The sequence below is a fragment of the uncultured Paraglaciecola sp. genome, assembly GCF_913058035.1.
Lineage (GTDB): Bacteria > Pseudomonadota > Gammaproteobacteria > Enterobacterales > Alteromonadaceae > Paraglaciecola.
Genome location: NZ_CAJXPA010000012.1, coordinates 18,219 through 34,968, shown reverse-complemented (window position 1 = coordinate 34,968; position 16,750 = coordinate 18,219). Strand labels below are relative to the sequence as shown.

Here is a 16,750-nt window from a genome sequence, read left to right as displayed (position 1 = left end):
TCGATAACTTAATGAATATAAATAATACTTTATCAAACTTCTTTCAGATTAGTTTGCACCAAAAAATTATTGTTATTGCAATACCCATGATTTTAAGCAACGTCACAACCCCTTTAATGGGTTTAGTCGACACAGCAGTACTTGGGCACATGCAAGACACATACTTTCTTGCTGGTGCCTCAGTAGCTGCATTGATTATCACTCAATTATACTGGTTATGCGGTTTTTTAAGAATGACCAGTACAGGTCTTAGTGCACAAGCAAAGGGCAGTGAAGATCCAAATAAGCTCAGTCAAAGCTTGTTTCAAGGAGTCTTAATTGGTTTTTTGTTGGGCAGCTTTTTGTTATTAGTACAAGATGGTATTTTGGCTTTGGGTTTATATTTCGCCAGTGCTACTCCAGTTATCGAAGATGTTATATCTGAGTATTTTTTCACACGTATCTGGGGAGCACCTGCCGCTATAGTTAATTTAGCTTTAGTGGGATGGTTGATAGGCCAGCAAAAAGCCAAACAGGTACTACTTATTCAGGTGTTCGCAAATTTATTGAACCTAGTACTTAATTTGTGGTTTGTTTTTGGTTTAGGACTGGAGGTCTTCGGTGTAGCGTTGGCGAGCGTGGTAGCTGAATACTTCATCACGATAGTAAGTCTGATCGCAGCACTAAAAATTATTGGTAAAACAGTGATACAAAAAAAATGGTTTTCGGTTGCCTATTTACAACCTTTATTGTCTTTGAACGGCAACACATTCTTTCGAAACTTGATATTACAGGCCTGTATTGCTTTTCTTATTTTTAAGGGAGTAGGTTTTGGCTCTACGTCAGCGGCAATTAATGCGATTTTGATGCAGTTTTTCACTTTAATTGCTCTTGGCTTAGATGGTGTTGCTTATGCTGCAGAAGCATTGGTTGGAGAACAAAAGGGAAAAAGAAACACCAAAGGTATCATTTATGTCACTTTACACGGATTAGTCTGGTCAACGGTTGTTGCTGTAGTGTACTCGTTAATTTTGTGAGTGTGAGAAACAGAAATTATTTCTATGATAACAGACCAACCAACGCTTCAGATTGAAATGAAAAGCTATCTAATATTTGTATATTGTTTACCCATTATAGCTCATTGGTGCTTCTTTTTTGATGGCGTATTTGTGGGGCTAACTCGTGCAAAAGCTATGCGCAATAGTATGTTGTTTTGTGGGTTGGCTGTTTATTTTCCAGCTTTTTGGGTGTTTTTATCTTATGAAAATATGGGCTTATGGATGGCGATGTTACTTTTTTTATTATTCAGAGGAATAAGCCTAGGATGCTACTTTATTTATCTTTGTCGAACTGGGAAGGTGGCAGTTTAAAACTAGCTGTCATGCGATGAGCTAGGATGCCAATGTAGCCTCTAAGAGAATATAGGCTGCCCACTGCCAAAAAGACTAGGCCTGGTATTTGAATAACAGGCGCATATTTTGAGCCTATCAAAACCACTGCCGCGCCTAGGCAGAAAATACTAAAACCGCGTTTGAAAAAAGCCCAGCTTTTATCTGGCTCATCTGCTAAGTGCTGTAACCAGTTAATGGTTGTTTCCTCGCTGGGCTAGTATTTAGTAGTAAGAGTGTTCACCTGCTCGGTGTTCAGTGGCATCTTTGATTGCAGTTAACTCACCAGAAAATTGTTCAAGCATTTGTTTCTCGATGCCATCCTTTAAGGTGACATCTACCTGCGCACAGCCGTTACAACCACCACCGAATTCTAGTACCGCTTCTTTGTCTTGCGTAATTTCGATTAAGGTAACTTTACCACCATGACTGGCTAGCTGTGGATTAATCTCAGCTTCAATCATATAACTCACCCGTTCAGATAGAGGTGCGTCATTATCGACCTTGCGTGCTTTTGCATTGGGCGCTTTAAGTGTTAGCTGTGAGCCCATTTGGTCTGTGACAAAATCAATTTCCGCTTCTTCAAGAAAAGGTGCGCTCTCGAGATCAACAACTGCATCAAAACCATTAAATTCTAATACAGTATCTGACTCTTCTATAGCATCAGGTGGACAATAAGATACACCACATTCCGCACTGGGAGTGCCTGGGCTAACTACAAACACTCTAATGTTAGTGTCAGTTTCTTGGTTTGCTAGCAGCTTGCAGAAGTGTGCTTGCGCTGTTTCTGAAATGTTAATCATGGGCTATCTACCTTTAAAAAGACTGTCAAGTTATTATAACAAGATTACTTGACTAAAACACTCAAGTAATCATTTTTCCTTATGTTAATTTAAACTAAAACGTGAGATTCTTTTAAAAGATGTTGACTGTTGAGACTTGTTTTTATGGATTTTTTGTTTCGAATTTTTGCCTTTTTGTTGTTACTTACAAGTGTCAAAGCTTTTGCTGTTTTAGACGCCGAGTATTTACCAAACGATACTCAGTATAAAGTAGGAGTGACCACTCCCACTCAAGCGCTAGGTGCGTCAGTAGGTGAATGGCATGCACGTCATGATCAAATTGCTAATTATATGCAGTTATTAGCTGCACAGTCAGATCGTGTGAGCTTAGTTGAAACGGGTCGTACACACGAAAACCGTCCTCTTCACCTTTTAGCTTTTAGTTCTGCTAAAAACCAGCAAAATTTGGCTGCAATTCAAGCCAGACACATTCAAAACTTAGGTCAATCTGCCGACGAGGATGATCCACTCATTATTTGGATGGGCTACAGTGTTCATGGCGATGAACCTTCCGGATCTAATGCTGCACTTTTGATCGCTTATTACCTAGCCGCTGGTGAAAGCGAATCGATAGATAAATTACTTGACGATAATGTTGTTTTATTAGATCCAAGCTTGAACCCCGATGGGCTATCAAGATTTGCTCAGTGGGCTAATATGCACAAAGGTAAGAACCCAGTATCTGATCCTAATCACCGCGAGCACCGTCAGGCCTGGCCTTCGGGGCGCACCAATCATTATTGGTTTGATTTAAACCGTGATTGGCTGTTGTTAACTCACCCAGAGTCACGAGCTCGTATTAAACAATTTCATCAATGGCGTCCGCATGTATTAACTGACTTTCACGAAATGGGCACTAATAGCACCTATTTTTTTCAACCTGGCATTGCTTCCAGAAAAAACCCATGGACACCATTAAAAAATGTTGAACTAACTGCAGCGTTGGGAGATTTTCATGCAGCAGCGTTAGACAAGACTAAACAACTATATTTTACTCAAGAAAGTTTTGATGATTTTTATTATGGTAAAGGTTCAACTTACCCTGATGCCCATGGAAGTATTGGTATTTTATTTGAACAAGCTAGCAGCAGGGGGCATATTCAAGACTCCGTAAATGGTACTTTGAAGTTTTCTGATACTATCCAGAATCAAGTGACGACTTCTCTTTCTACTTTTGCAGGTGCCTTAGCTAATAAACAAGCGCTGCTTGATTATCAAGTAGATTTTGCTAAAAAAACCAAAAACCTTATTAAAGATGATGATTTTGATGGTTATATTTTGAATGAGAAATTTGACCAAGCCCGTTTTTCAAAAATGTTAGAGATATTGTCAGCACATCAGATTCAATATTTTCCTCTGAGCAAAGATGTAAAAGTTGATAGACAAATATTTGATACCGTGAATAGTATGTTTGTGCCACTCGACCAGCCTCAATATAGGTTAATAAAATCTTTATTCTCAACACGGAAGTCTTTTGATGACAATACATTTTATGACGTGTCGAATTGGAACTTGCCTTTAGCATTTAATATTCAGTACCAAGCAGTTAAACGCCAACCAAAACTCGATAAACTGACTCTTAAGAAACCTACAACTGTTTATCCTGAATTGTTACCAGGTGCTTATGCCTACGCCTTTTCCTGGAAAAACTATCAAGCTCCTAAACTATTACAGCGTTTATTAGCCAATAATGTAAAGGTGAAGCTTGCTGGCGAAGCCTTTTTTGCTCAAACCGTACAGGGTGGTATGAGCTTTGCGGCGGGGGCAGTAATTGTTCCTATCGCTCTAGAACAACCTGAAAATTTATTAGAGATTATTGAAAAGCAAAATACAGACCTGAATATCGCTATTCATTCGGTTACATCTGGATTAACCCAACAAGGTATTGATTTAGGTAGCCGAAAAATGCTCAATATTACACAACCAAAAGTGTTGTTAGTGGGCGGTCGTGGTACTTCTCAATATGAATTAGGGGAAGTATGGCACTATCTAGATCAGCATATTGATATGCCTGTTTCAATCACAGACTTAGACCAACTAAGTAAACTTTCTTTGGACAGTTATTCGCACATGATATGGGTCGAAGGGATGTATAAAGAGGTACCTGAGGAGACTGTCAGTAAGATTGAGGTATGGTTAAACAAAGGAGGAGTTCTTATTGGTCAAAAATCTGCGGCAAGTTGGTTTTCAGATAATAAATGGCTTAAGGCTAATTTTAAGAGTAATAACGAAATCAATTTAGCATTTGAAACAACAGGTATGACCTATAAAAATCAGGAAGCGCTTAAAGCAAAGAAGAGAATTGCTGGAGCAGTATTTGAGACGCAGTTAGATGTAAGTCATCCACTCGCTTTTGGTTATACGTCTTCTACATTGCCTATGTTTCGTAACAGTGCTTTGGTGATGCGGCTACCCGATAAACCATTTATTACTGTGGCAAGTTATGTAAAATCACCTCTTATGGCCGGCTACAGTGCTGATGAGTTACAACAACTTATTGGCGGTAGCGCTGCGATTGTGTCGCATAATTTTGGCAAAGGTAAAGTGGTTGGTTTTGCTACTAACATCAATTTCAGAGGTGTTTGGTATGGTACTAGTCGTCTGATGAGTAACGCCATTTTTATGGCCGGTTTTATTAATGCGCCAGGTTAACGCGCAAGGGTGAGGCAGATACTCCATACATCAACTTTTAAACTAGGATGGTGCTTACGTAAACTGTGGTAAGCACCATTCATTGTACTGCCCGTGGTGATGACATCATCGAATAAGGCGACATGACGATAGTTTTTAAGTCGCCGCTGGGCTGCTACATTTATTTCAAAAGCATTACACAAATTTTTGTGCCTTTGATAAGCCGATAAGTTGGTTTGAGCTGGGGTTGATTTACATCTGCTTATGATGGACGTGTCCATATCTAGTTGAGTTAACTTACAAATTTGTTTGGTTAACTCTATGCTTTGATTAAATTTTCTAAATAAATAGCGGTTTTTGTGCAGGGGCATTGGAATAATTAGTTGTGGTAAAACAGGCATTGAACTCAAACAATGTCTCACGAAAAGTGTCGCTAATGCATGAGCATTTGGGATATGTTTCGAAAATTTTAATCCAGTCAATAGCTTTGATAATGGCCATTGATAATCAGCAAGAGCCATCACCTGGGTAAAATCTACTTTTGTCAAACCCAAACTCACCTTAGGTGATAACATAAGATTGTGATGATGTCGGTCAATATCAAATAGTGTTAGATCTGCAATGCAATAATGGCATATTGCTGAGTTGCTGGATTGTTTGCACACTAAACAATTCTGACTCAAAGCTACCTTCATTTTGCTGATATTCCTTTACTTAATATAAAAATCAACTAGCAAGGTTAAGTGTAGAAGAAATGTCGGTAAGATTGGAATTATCAACAGTAGGGAGCGGTAAACAGCTTGTTTTTTTACATGGTTGGGGTGTAAATAGTGGCGTTTGGCAGCCATTGATAAACATACTTAAAAACCAATTCTGTGTCACCACAATCGATTTGCCTGGTTACGGGTGTAATCATCGACAATTACCTGCTCCTTATAACTTAGAGAACATTGCACAGTCAGTGGCAGAGCATCTTCCATCAAATTGTATCCTTATCGGATGGTCACTGGGTGGACTTGTTGCTCAGCAAATTGCTAGCTATTACCCTGAAAAACTTAAACAACTCGTGTTAATTTGTTCTAGTCCAAAATTTTCTAAGAGTACCGATTGGCCTGGAATTGAAACTAAAGTATTAGATTTTTTTACTCAGCAACTGTCGCTAGATTTTACTAAAACGCTGCAACGCTTCTTGGCGATCCAAGCAATGGGTAGTGTAAACGCCAAGCAAGATACAAATACAATCAAGCAAGCGGTGCAACAATTCCCACCTCCATCACCCATCGCATTATCTGCAGGCTTAGATATGTTACAAAACATTGATTTACGTGAGCAATTTAAAACACTGTTAATACCATGTCATATGTTTTTAGGTCGCTTAGATACTTTAGTGCCAGACAAATTAGCCCCGCAGATGCAGTATCTTAATTCTAAGGTGACGTTGGAGGTTATCAGTGATGCATCCCATGCTCCTTTCATTTCAGATACAGAGTTTTTTGCGAAACGTTTAATAAAAGTGCTGATTTAATACTAATAACAAGTTAAAGCTTTAAAAAAACCTAAAGATGGTTAATAATTGAACATGAGAGGTTAAGTTGTGGAGATTACAGTGAATATCAATAACAATATGAATTCCGCCATATTAAGTGGCACCATAGGCATTCAAAGAGCATCTCAAGGGCTCACCCAAAATACATCGAATTTGGCCGGCTTATCGGCTTTTACCCTACCGAATAGCGATCCTCAAGAGTTTTTAGCAAATGCTACACTTACGCAGCTCAGTTCAATCAAAAAATTACTTCCAGAAGCAATTGATGGGATTACATCTAACCTAGTAGGCTTATCAGTGAATCTGACCAATGCTCAAGCTTCTACAAAAGTAGTTGATACCGCTAGTGATACTGTTGGCACTATCCTAGATATTCTGGCCTAGTTTTTAGGCAATAAATACTATGAATATTCTTCTCCCCGTTTCTCCCCCTGTAATATTTAACACTGGTACTGTTAATACGGAAGCGGTGCGCAGGGATAACTCTCAGCGCGAGACTGTGCCACAACTAGCATCTAATGAGAAGTCATCGGCTGAGACAAGTGTAGGTCCTGAAGCAGATAAGCTTAAGACACCTGGCCAAGTACCTCAACCACTCACTTACGAAAAGCCCACTTTTCAAACGGCTCAACAGCTCAATACACAAAATGATTCAGCTCAAGACAATGGGCAAGATGCCAGTGAGGGTAAAGAAAATGCTGAAGACCAGCAACAGCAACAACAAGCTGAGCAACAGCAACTGACAGAGCTGCAACAAAGAGATGCTGAAGTCCGGGCGCATGAGCAAGCTCATGCCTCCTTGGGTGGTCAATATGCAAGCTCACCTGAATACGAATATGAAAGAGGACCTGATGGCAGACGATATGCGGTCAGTGGCGAGGTTTCAATAGATATATCAAAGGCTGCTACACCACAGGAAACACTACGTAAGGCGGAGCAAGTTAAAGCTGCGGCCTTGGCCCCCGCAAAACCCAGCGTGCAAGATTTAAGAGTAGCGACCGAAGCAACTCAAATAGCCCTTGAAGCAAGCGCTGAAATAGCCAGTGATAAAATTGTAAAAGCGCAACAGAATTCTGTTGATGGAGAAACACCTTCGTTTGATGACATTGTTGATGCCTTAGATATCGGTATACCAACTCGTTTACTAGATATCGGTAAGTCAGAAGTTGATGAGCAAAGCGTTATTGGTACTGAGCTTGACTTGCATGATGCGAGTCAGTTTTTAGCAAACAGAGACTTAGAAATTATTCGCAGGGTGTCAGTGATTCAAAATTTTTATCAACAAGTGACTAATCCTCGTTCTGAAGTAGTACAGCAATCTGCTTAAGTCTGGTGTTATAAGTACATCATAATGAAACAAGCCCTCAAAAGAGGGCTTGTTAGTTTTAGGGATAGTTAGAAGTCATTATTTCTTTGCTTTGGAAAAAGCATCAGCAAAAGCGTTGCCCATCATTTGATTCGACTGATTAGGCTTAGACTGTTGCCGATTGTCTTTTGCAGGCCGATTAGAGGGCTTTTTTTCCATATGATTTTTTTGTAATGATGGTTTTGCTTCTTGATTAGTTGTATCGCCCATTCGCATAGTGAAGGACACACGTTTTCTTTCAACATCTACTTCCATTACTTTCACTTTAACAATATCACCTGTTTTGACAATATCTCTAGGGTCCGAAATAAACTTGTCAGTCATTGCGCTAATATGTAAAAGCCCGTCTTGATGCACACCTACATCAATAAAAGCGCCGAAGTTGGCAACGTTACTCACTACACCTTCTAAAATCATACCGACTTTGAGATCTTTTAGAGACTGCACATCATCTTTAAAGTTAGCAGTTTTAAATTCTGGGCGAGGATCTCGACCGGGTTTATCAAGCTCGCTAATGATATCTGTGATTGTGGGCAAACCAAACAAGTCAGTGACGAAGTCTTCAGGAGTAAGTTTTTTTAGCACTTCGGTGTTGCCAACAATGTCGTTCATTGCAGTACAGGTATATTCGATAATCGAATTAACCACTGGGTAGGATTCAGGGTGCACAGCTGATGCATCAAGTGGGTTTTCTCCCCCCATAATCCGTAAAAAGCCTGCTGCTTGCTCGTAAGCTTTTGGTCCTAGGCGTTCAACATCGAGTAAGGTTTTACGGCATTTGAATGCACCGTGTGTGTTTCGATAGTTAACAATATTATTAGCTAAAGTACGATTCAGACCTGACACGTGACTCAATAATGCACCTGATGCTGTGTTGATATCCACTCCCACAGCATTTACGCAGTCCTCTATCACAGTACCCAGTGACTTTCCTAGGTTGCTCTGGCTGACATCATGCTGATATTGTCCTACACCTATGGCTTTAGGTTCAATTTTGACTAACTCTGCTAAAGGGTCCTGTAGTCGTCTGGCGATAGAAACAGCTCCACGTAATGAAACATCCATCGCTGGTAATTCGTTTGAAGCAAGTTCTGATGCAGAATAAACCGAGGCTCCTGCTTCGCTGACTATAATCTTACTCACTGACAGGTCTGGGTTGACTTTAGTCATCTCGCCCACAAGCTTATCGGTTTCTCTTGAGCCAGTGCCATTACCAATACTAATAAGTTGTACTTTGTGTTGTTTACATAAATTGGCAATAGTGCGAAGTGATTTATCCCACTGATTCTGGGGCACATGGGGGAAAATAGTTGAAGTAGCTAAGACCTTTCCTGTTGGGTCTACGATCGCTATTTTTACACCTGTACGTAAACCTGGGTCTAAACCCATCGTGACTTTAGGGCCAGCCGGTGCCGCCATTAACAAATCATTTAGATTTTTAGCAAATACGTTAATTGCATCTTGTTCAGCTTGTTCACGCACCGCGCCAAATAATTCGTTTTCCATATGCAGCAAAGTTTTTACCCGCCATGTCCATTGCACCACCGACGCTAACCACTTGTCTGCGGGTCTATTGGCAAACTTGATATTAAAGTGTTCGATGATGATTTGCTCACAATATGAGCTTTTATCACTGTTATCTTTTTCTGGATCAGCATCTAGGCAGACTTGCAGAAACTTTTCATTTCTGCCTCTAAACATCGCAAGTGACCTGTGTGAAGGTACTTTTTTCAATAGTTCGGAATGTGAAAAGTAATCTTTGTACTTACTGCCTTCAACTTCTTTACCAATTATAACTTGGCTTTTAATGTGGGCATGATTGTTTAAATGTTGACGGATTTTTTGCAGCAAGCTCGCATCTTCAGCAAATCTTTCCATAAGAATGTACTTTGCGCCATCTAAGGCTGACTTAACGTCTGGCACATCACTATTTTCTTTTACGAATGCCTGAGCTTCAGATTCAGGGGAGAGCTGTGGATCATTAAATAGAGCACTGGCTAAAGGTTCAAGCCCAGATTCAATGGCGATTTGGCCTTTAGTTCTGCGTTTGGGTTTAAACGGCAGATATAAATCTTCTAGTTCGGTTTTGTTTTCTGCACTAAGCAAGCTTGTCTTTAATTGAGGAGTCATTTTTTTTTGCTCCTCAATTGATTTGATAATAACTTTTCGTCTGTCTTCTAAAACACGCAAATAAGTTAAGCGTTGTTCTAATTTTCTTAACGCTATGTCATCTAGACCATTGGTGACTTCTTTTCGATAGCGAGCAATAAAAGGAACTGTCGACCCCTCGTCTAGTAACTTTACCGCAGCTTGAACTTGTTGCGCTTGTACTTGCAACTCATGCGCAATTTTTTCCACTATCATCATCGAAGGCCTTGTATATGATTCATTTAAATCCAGCCATCTATATAGGGGTGCGAGAGAGAAATTACCAGCGTTAGATGAATAAAAGTGACAATATTAAGCTAATGAAAATTTTATAAGGCTATATATCCAGATTACCCCTTCATATTTAGATGGAGGCTTATTTAATTTTTTGCATAATCAGAGCAAAAATCGATTATGCTTGAACATCAAAGCAAGGTACTTAAAATTTTACACTTTTCGTATCTATTGACAGTTTATTGGGATAAACGCTAATAGGTCGATTTGGAAAACCAAATACTGAAAAGTGAGTTATTATTTCTCGAAGGCATCTTTGTACTTGATTGAATTTATAAACCACTCATTTTTACCGTTTGGTGTTATGACAGTAAAAACATCACCTACACATTTTTTAATTAGGGCTCTTGCCATTGGCGAATCGACAGATATAAAGTTTTTATCTTCTCCGTAAATTTCTTCTGGGCCAACAATTCTAAAACACTTCATTTCACCATCGGTATTTTCAATTTCTACCCAAGCTCCAAAAAACACTTTGCCGTCTTGTGCAGGCGAATGATGTACCACTTGAAGTTCTGGAAGCAATTTCCTAAGGAATCTAACACGTCTATCTATTTGCCGTAATAAACGCTTATTGTAAGTATAGTCTGCGTTCTCAGATCTATCTCCAAGACTCGCAGCCCAGCTGACAATTTTTGTAATTTCAGGGCGTTTTTTCATCCATAAATATTCATGCTCATCATAAAGTTTTTTATAGCCTTCAGATGTTATTAACTTTGTTTTCAACCTTAAATCTTACTCAGCGTATTATTTTAATATGATAAGTATAAATTTTCTCAAGCTTTTACCAAAGTAACTATTTCTAAATCAGGCGTTTTTTTATATTAAAATGGGCATTGCCACTGTTTATCATCATTAGTGGACCTTGAGAAACCTAAATCATTTAAAAAAATAATGTTTTTGATTAAAAACTGACGGCAGCCGTGACCGAAAATTAGAAAACGATGAAGAGAAATTTCGAACACTAATTCGAACACTAATTCGAACACTAAGAGGTAATAAAAACTATTTTTTTAGCACAATTCATTACAAGTAAAAATCAATTTTAGGCGTGTAAAAGAACAGTTATCTACTATAGTTAATATTAATCAAAGTGAGATAGGTTTTTAATTAAAGACCTTTGCTAACCTAATCAGAAAAACACTTTGTGGAACCTAGCGTTAAAGAGAGTTGCCCTTTTTTTCGCCCTTTGTAAAACCAACTGAAATAGCAATAGCAAGTCATACTACCTATAAACTTGGCAACAATTGATTTGAGGTAAATATCGACATCCAAACACATAAAGTTGAAACAGTATTTAGTCGAAATGACAAAAAATTACAGCTTAAATTACCCAATTAATTTGGGATAAATTACCCTTTAGAAGGGTAAATAGTGAAGGAATAAGGTTCAGCACGGAAATAGCTGATTAGTAAAAATAACAGAGTTAAACCGAACACGGTAACGTGTTCGGTTTTTTATTGGCCGTCGACAACTGACCATTCCTATTTTTTACAGCATTATCTATTTTGATTATTTCTAGTAATTCTACTTCAAAAATAAGCATTGAGTGACTAGTGACTTCACATGTTGAACGAGCTGCATAAGGAAGAATTGAGAAAACATAAAACTTATATTTTGCACCCACGCCCATGAGCTGTTGGCCTTCAGTCCAAACATTAATAACCTGATTTAAAGGAAAACTTGCTTACTTGTTACGTGCGAAATAAGAATCAATTTCTGTTTCATCTATTAACATTCCAAAGTAGTTTATTTGACTATGTCAGTCGATTTAGGTCTGTTAGCAGCACCATTTTTTAACACCTAGTACTGTAAATCTGAATCTGTGATAAAAATGGCAACATGTCCAACATCATTTCTTAAAAACTCTGAACCCTTGGCTTTATTTTCATCATTCATCTGAGCTCTTAACTTGTCTTGTTTCTCTCGTACAAGACTTTCGACTTTACGGGTGATTGATTGTATTCCTATATTATCGAGTTATGGCTGACCTTGTATGGCAGCAATAAAACTTTTAACCAATAAATTTTGGTTGTATTTGATACCCATTTTTTTGATTCGTTACTTTGTTTTCAACAATCTGGCCCAAACTGGCGCCCATAGCATGAGATTGTTACTGTGTACTGAAGGTTAACGTCTCAACTTTCATGGGATCAATAGGAAGTGGTCAAACAGGCAATTAAGATTTCCACAGAGGTAATCCAAACAGTGATTGAGGTCTTTTTCATTATAATTCACCAACTAGCAGTATGTGATTGGTGGGCAAACGCATATACTAGACACGATTGAATCGAAGAGAAACCCATTGAATAAACGCATTAAGATTGTCTATGTTGTAATTTTGCTAAGTACCATTGGATTTATGGGCTGCGATGGGTCAAGTAATGTGCCTGTTAGTTCATTTCGCCATGCTGACGGAGGGACACATGCGTCCCACATATCTGCAGACAATACGATTGCAGTTGTATCTACCATTGTAAATGGCATTACTGTATGGGATTTAAGTACTAATAAAAAGCAATACGTGTGGCGACATCAAGATGACGGTAGCAATTCAGTGACAAATATTCATATTGCCTTTGATAATTCATATGTTGTGACATCTGATAGAGAAGCATTTGCATTATGGAATTTAGATGTCGGCGAGCCAGAAGGTTTTTGGCGAATTGACGAGACAAGTATTCGAGACATCGCAGTTTCAAATCAAGGGCGAGGTATTTTGGTTGGCCGCGGTAGTGGTAAAGTGATGTTTTTTGAGCCTAAAACAGGCAGGCGATTAGAGTTTTTAGGACATAAAGAAAAAATAAACAGCTTGGATATCTCTCCTAATGGTTTTTATGCACTAACAGGCGGTAATGACTATTTAGCTTATTTGTGGGATACCCGCACAGGTCAAGTTATATTTAAATTCGACCATCCTAGTCGAGTTACAAAGGTATCGCTAGATGATAAAGGGCGTTATGCATTTACCGCTGATAGTAAGCGAGATGCGAGGATATGGGACTTAGTGACTGGTAAGGAAATCAGTAATCTACAATATTCAGCAAGACAAAGGATATTCACTACAGCCGTTTTTTCGGATGATGGTAATTATTTACTAACCGGTTCGCCATCTAGAAGAATTAATCGCTGGGATGTGAAAACAGGTGAAGAGTTAAATGAGTGGAAGGTTTCAGCTCGTGAGGGTAGCAGACCTGCATCGGCGGTTGTGCATGCTGTCGGTTTTATTGGTGATAGCGAAATTATTTCAGAAAGTAGCAATGGTTTACTAGAAAAGTGGAAGATAGAAAATTAATGAGTACAGTACAAACGGATATCGAACAATTACAAATGAAACTGTCTTTTCAAGAAGACACCATTGAAAGCCTTAACCAGGCATTGATTGAACAGCAAAAACAAATGGATGACTTGCAATATCAAGTTAAACAATTGGTATCAAAAATTAGTGCTATCGAACCCAGTAATATGGCGTCTGAAAAAGAGGAAATGCCACCACCACACTACTAGTCGAATATAAAAGATTTAGTATTGATATGACACGCCGAGAGGTTCTTAGCAACTCAGAACTTTAAACAGTACAACTATTTGAAATTTAGAAGGAACGAGGTTGCTTGTTAAATATTGCTGCCTAAGCAGATGTTTTAATGTGTCAACGATGATTTAAGGAATAAAAGACTCTCATTTGAGTTGATTCTAGAACCAGTTGGGACGAATAGGTGTTATTTAGGGTCGTTTTGAAACTTATTAATTGTAGGTGCATCCATAAAAAATTCACCATATGTAAACTGCCTACGGTGACACATCAATAAAATAGATGAATAAACACTATTCTTGAATTATTCATCTATTAGATCGATGTGCAGCGATTAATAATTCAATCTGGCTTAAACACTCCAATTACATTTGAACTTGCTCGTGAGGCCTTAGCCACTTTTTTATCTGTTTGAGACTCTGAATAATGGCACTTTACACATTCCAGTTTTTCAACATTATTTTCAAAGTAAAGCATGATTGTATCAAGTGCACGACATTTTGGGCAGTTTGCTCCTGCGACGAATCTTTTTTTAATTTTGTTAACCATGGTTTAAGACATATTTTCGGTTGCTCATCTTGATATGATACTCCCATTCAAATTTGAGTGTTATCTCGTATTAGATTTTGTGTCACTAAGTACAAACTAACGGTTGAGATAGCTAAAAAGTTCATAACAGGTTTCCATGATCCAATTTTCAGATGTTTCGTTAATGCGTGGCAGTAAGGTATTGCTGCGAGATGCCAATGCTGTCGTTTACCCTGGCCATAAAGCAGGCCTGATTGGTGCCAACGGTTGTGGTAAGTCCACATTGTTTGCTTTGATAAAGGGTGAGTTACACACCGAGCAGGGGGATTTTAATATTCCTAAAAATTGGCAAATTATCTCAGTTGAACAAGAAACGCCTGCTGTTGAACGCTCTGCAATCGATTATGTGATTGATGGAGACAAACATTACAGAAAACTTCAAAAACAATTGATCGATGCAGAACAAGAGCACAATGGTGAACAAATTGCTCATTTACATGGCTTGTTAGAACAGGTTGGCGCATATGATATTGATGCCCGTGCCTCGACTATTTTAGCGGGTTTAGGTTTTGTCAATGATGTAATGAAAAACCCCGTTTCTGCTTTTTCTGGTGGATGGCGAATGCGTTTGAATTTAGCCCAGGCATTGCTATGTCGCTCTGATTTGTTGTTATTAGATGAACCTACTAACCACCTTGACCTTGATGCGGTGATTTGGTTAGAAAAATGGCTGCAGCGTTATACGGGAACCTTAATGTTGATCTCTCACGATAAGTCTTTTTTGGACAGCACAGTGAATGAAATCATCAGTGTTGAATCGCAGCAACTTATTAGTTATACGGGTAACTACGATGCTTATGAAAAACAACGCGCTGAACGCTTACGTTTAAAAAGTCTACAATATTCAAAGCAGCAAGATCAAATTGCCCATTTAGAGTCGTTTATCAATCGATTTGGTGCAAAAGCTAGCAAAGCTAAACAGGCACAAAGCCGTGTTAAACAGTTGGCAAAGATGGAAGATTTACTACCGGTAATGGCGGCCTCTGAATTTAGTTTCAAATTTTTCACTCCGCCTAAATTACCTAATCCATTAATAAAAATGGAGCAAGTGAAGGTGGGCTACGACAGCACCATTATTTTAGAAAAACTGCACCTTAATCTTGTACCGGGCAGTCGTATTGGCTTATTAGGTAAAAACGGCGCAGGTAAATCGACTTTAATCAAATTATTAGCAGGTGAAATGTCGCCCATGGAAGGCTTATATGAAACATCTGCGGGTTTACGTATAGGTTATTTTGCACAACATCAGTTAGAGTTTTTACGCGGCGATGATTCACCCATAGCCCATTTGCAAAGACTAGATAAAAAAGCCACTGAGCAAAGCCTCAGAGATTATTTAGGTGGTTTTGGGTTTCGTGGTGATAATGCGTTAAGCAAAGTCGCGCCTATGTCCGGAGGCGAAAAAGCTCGTTTAGTATTGGCTTTAACTGTTTACCAAAAACCTAATTTATTGTTGCTTGATGAGCCCACCAACCACTTAGATCTAGATATGCGGCATGCACTGAATATCGCGCTGCAAGGCTTTGAAGGTGCCATGGTATTGATATCACATGATAGATTTTTATTGACATCGGTTTGTGATGACTTTTATCTAGTGGATTCAAAGCAAGTGCAAGCCTTTGATGGTGATTTAGATGATTACAAAGACTGGATCCTCAAAGGTGATAAAGCTACTAACACAACAGGCGATAAAACCAGTGTTAAACCTGATCGTAAAAACAATAAACGTTTAGAAGCAGAATTCAGGCAAGCAACAAAGCCTCTAAGAAAAGCAATTGAACAGCACGAAAAAAGCATGGCGGATTCTCATAAAAAGTTACAATTATTAGAGGAAAAACTAAGTGATACAAAGATCTATAGCGCTGAAAATAAACCACATCTTAAACAAATATTAGCCGACCAAGCTACATTGAAGTCAAGTCTTGAAGATACAGAAATGCAATGGCTAGATGCCCAAGAACAGTTAGAAACTAAACAGCAGGAATTTGAGCAAGAAAGTGCTGATTAACATAACTATTTTTGAGTACGTCTGTTGAGTTTTGAAGACTCAGCCAGTAATTAACCACTTAGCCAATTTAGGTGGCACAGTGGTTAAGAACGCTAATAAATTGACTGATAGTGATGATGTTTAGGTTTAACTTTGTTGCTTTGTTGTTTGTAGAGTCGTTAGAAGTAACCTTCGCGCATTTTTTATCCATTGAATCAGTCTGATATTTGTCTAATAAGCGACCTTTTTGTTCGCTGTTTTTGCTAAATAGCATTTCCGTCGCAACTCCTTATAGAGTTGTCGTTTTACTTAATAATGCCCGCGCTTGTGGGTAGTAACATAATGTCCAAGACGTACCCAGTGTTCTTTCAATGTGGATTTTTCTTTTTTGTTTAAATCTGGCAACATCCTATCGTCGTCTAAATCAAGTATTTGCCCGCTTTCTTCGT

13 protein-coding genes and 1 pseudogene are annotated in these 16,750 nt (G+C 38.6%); 8 read left to right on the top strand and 6 right to left on the bottom strand.

Annotation, left to right across the window (positions count from 1 at the left end):
• Window positions 1–11: 11 nt before the first annotated feature.
• Window positions 12–1,349: pseudogene (locus tag QZ562_RS03175) on the top strand (MATE family efflux transporter).
• Window positions 1,350–1,591: 242 nt separating this feature from the next.
• Here QZ562_RS03175 and nfuA read toward each other — a convergent pair.
• Window positions 1,592–2,170, bottom strand: coding sequence for a Fe-S biogenesis protein NfuA (gene nfuA / locus QZ562_RS03170; protein WP_293756821.1), 579 nt, complete (start codon window positions 2,168–2,170; stop codon window positions 1,592–1,594).
• A gap of 144 nt (window positions 2,171–2,314) precedes the next feature.
• On the opposite strand from nfuA, the gene QZ562_RS03165 reads away from it, so the two are divergent.
• Entirely contained in the window at window positions 2,315–4,861 is a 2,547-nt protein-coding gene (locus tag QZ562_RS03165) for a M14 family metallopeptidase (protein WP_293756819.1), read from the top strand.
• Here the strand turns inward: QZ562_RS03165 and QZ562_RS03160 are convergent.
• Window positions 4,858–5,535, bottom strand: coding sequence for a ComF family protein (locus QZ562_RS03160; protein ID WP_293756816.1), 678 nt, complete (start codon window positions 5,533–5,535; stop codon window positions 4,858–4,860). The two genes, QZ562_RS03165 and QZ562_RS03160, sit on opposite strands and share 4 nt — an antisense overlap.
• Window positions 5,536–5,594: 59 nt before the next feature.
• On the opposite strand from QZ562_RS03160, the gene bioH reads away from it, so the two are divergent.
• The 3 genes from bioH (at window position 5,595) to QZ562_RS03145 (ending at window position 7,713) form a co-directional block, all read left to right on the top strand.
• Window positions 5,595–6,365 (top strand): pimeloyl-ACP methyl ester esterase BioH, encoded by a 771-nt coding sequence (gene bioH / locus QZ562_RS03155; protein WP_293756813.1) that lies wholly within the window; start codon window positions 5,595–5,597, stop codon window positions 6,363–6,365.
• Between the two features lie 81 nt (window positions 6,366–6,446).
• Window positions 6,447–6,770, top strand: coding sequence for a hypothetical protein (locus QZ562_RS03150; RefSeq protein WP_293756810.1), 324 nt, complete (start codon window positions 6,447–6,449; stop codon window positions 6,768–6,770).
• Window positions 6,771–6,789: 19 nt separating this feature from the next.
• Window positions 6,790–7,713, top strand: a complete 924-nt coding sequence (locus QZ562_RS03145; RefSeq protein WP_293756809.1) for a putative metalloprotease CJM1_0395 family protein — start codon at window positions 6,790–6,792, stop codon at window positions 7,711–7,713.
• A 78-nt stretch (window positions 7,714–7,791) separates the two neighbouring features.
• Here QZ562_RS03145 and QZ562_RS03140 read toward each other — a convergent pair whose 3' ends face one another.
• The 3 genes from QZ562_RS03140 to QZ562_RS03130 form a co-directional block, all read right to left on the bottom strand.
• Entirely contained in the window at window positions 7,792–10,116 is a 2,325-nt protein-coding gene (locus tag QZ562_RS03140; RefSeq protein ID WP_293756846.1) for a Tex family protein, read from the bottom strand.
• A gap of 315 nt (window positions 10,117–10,431) precedes the next feature.
• Window positions 10,432–10,920, bottom strand: coding sequence for a transcription elongation factor GreB (gene greB, locus QZ562_RS03135; RefSeq protein WP_293756806.1), 489 nt, complete (start codon window positions 10,918–10,920; stop codon window positions 10,432–10,434).
• 700 nt (window positions 10,921–11,620) lie between these two features.
• The gene (locus tag QZ562_RS03130) at window positions 11,621–11,827 is read right to left on the bottom strand and encodes a hypothetical protein (protein WP_293756804.1); all 207 of its coding nucleotides are present in this window, start codon (window positions 11,825–11,827) and stop codon (window positions 11,621–11,623) included.
• A 729-nt stretch (window positions 11,828–12,556) separates the two neighbouring features.
• Between QZ562_RS03130 and QZ562_RS03125 the strand changes: the two genes are divergently transcribed.
• The gene (locus QZ562_RS03125) at window positions 12,557–13,489 is read left to right on the top strand and encodes a PQQ-binding-like beta-propeller repeat protein (protein WP_293756845.1); all 933 of its coding nucleotides are present in this window, start codon (window positions 12,557–12,559) and stop codon (window positions 13,487–13,489) included.
• Window positions 13,489–13,701 (top strand): SlyX family protein, encoded by a 213-nt coding sequence (locus QZ562_RS03120; protein WP_293756801.1) that lies wholly within the window; start codon window positions 13,489–13,491, stop codon window positions 13,699–13,701. The genes QZ562_RS03125 and QZ562_RS03120 overlap by 1 nt, the downstream gene beginning before the upstream one ends.
• 367 nt (window positions 13,702–14,068) lie before the next feature.
• Here QZ562_RS03120 and QZ562_RS03115 read toward each other — a convergent pair whose 3' ends face one another.
• Window positions 14,069–14,275, bottom strand: coding sequence for a YheV family putative zinc ribbon protein (locus tag QZ562_RS03115; RefSeq protein ID WP_293756799.1), 207 nt, complete (start codon window positions 14,273–14,275; stop codon window positions 14,069–14,071).
• Between the two features lie 136 nt (window positions 14,276–14,411).
• Between QZ562_RS03115 and QZ562_RS03110 the strand changes: the two genes are divergently transcribed.
• The gene (locus tag QZ562_RS03110; RefSeq protein ID WP_293756796.1) at window positions 14,412–16,322 is read left to right on the top strand and encodes an ATP-binding cassette domain-containing protein; all 1,911 of its coding nucleotides are present in this window, start codon (window positions 14,412–14,414) and stop codon (window positions 16,320–16,322) included.
• Window positions 16,323–16,750: the final 428 nt, after the last annotated feature.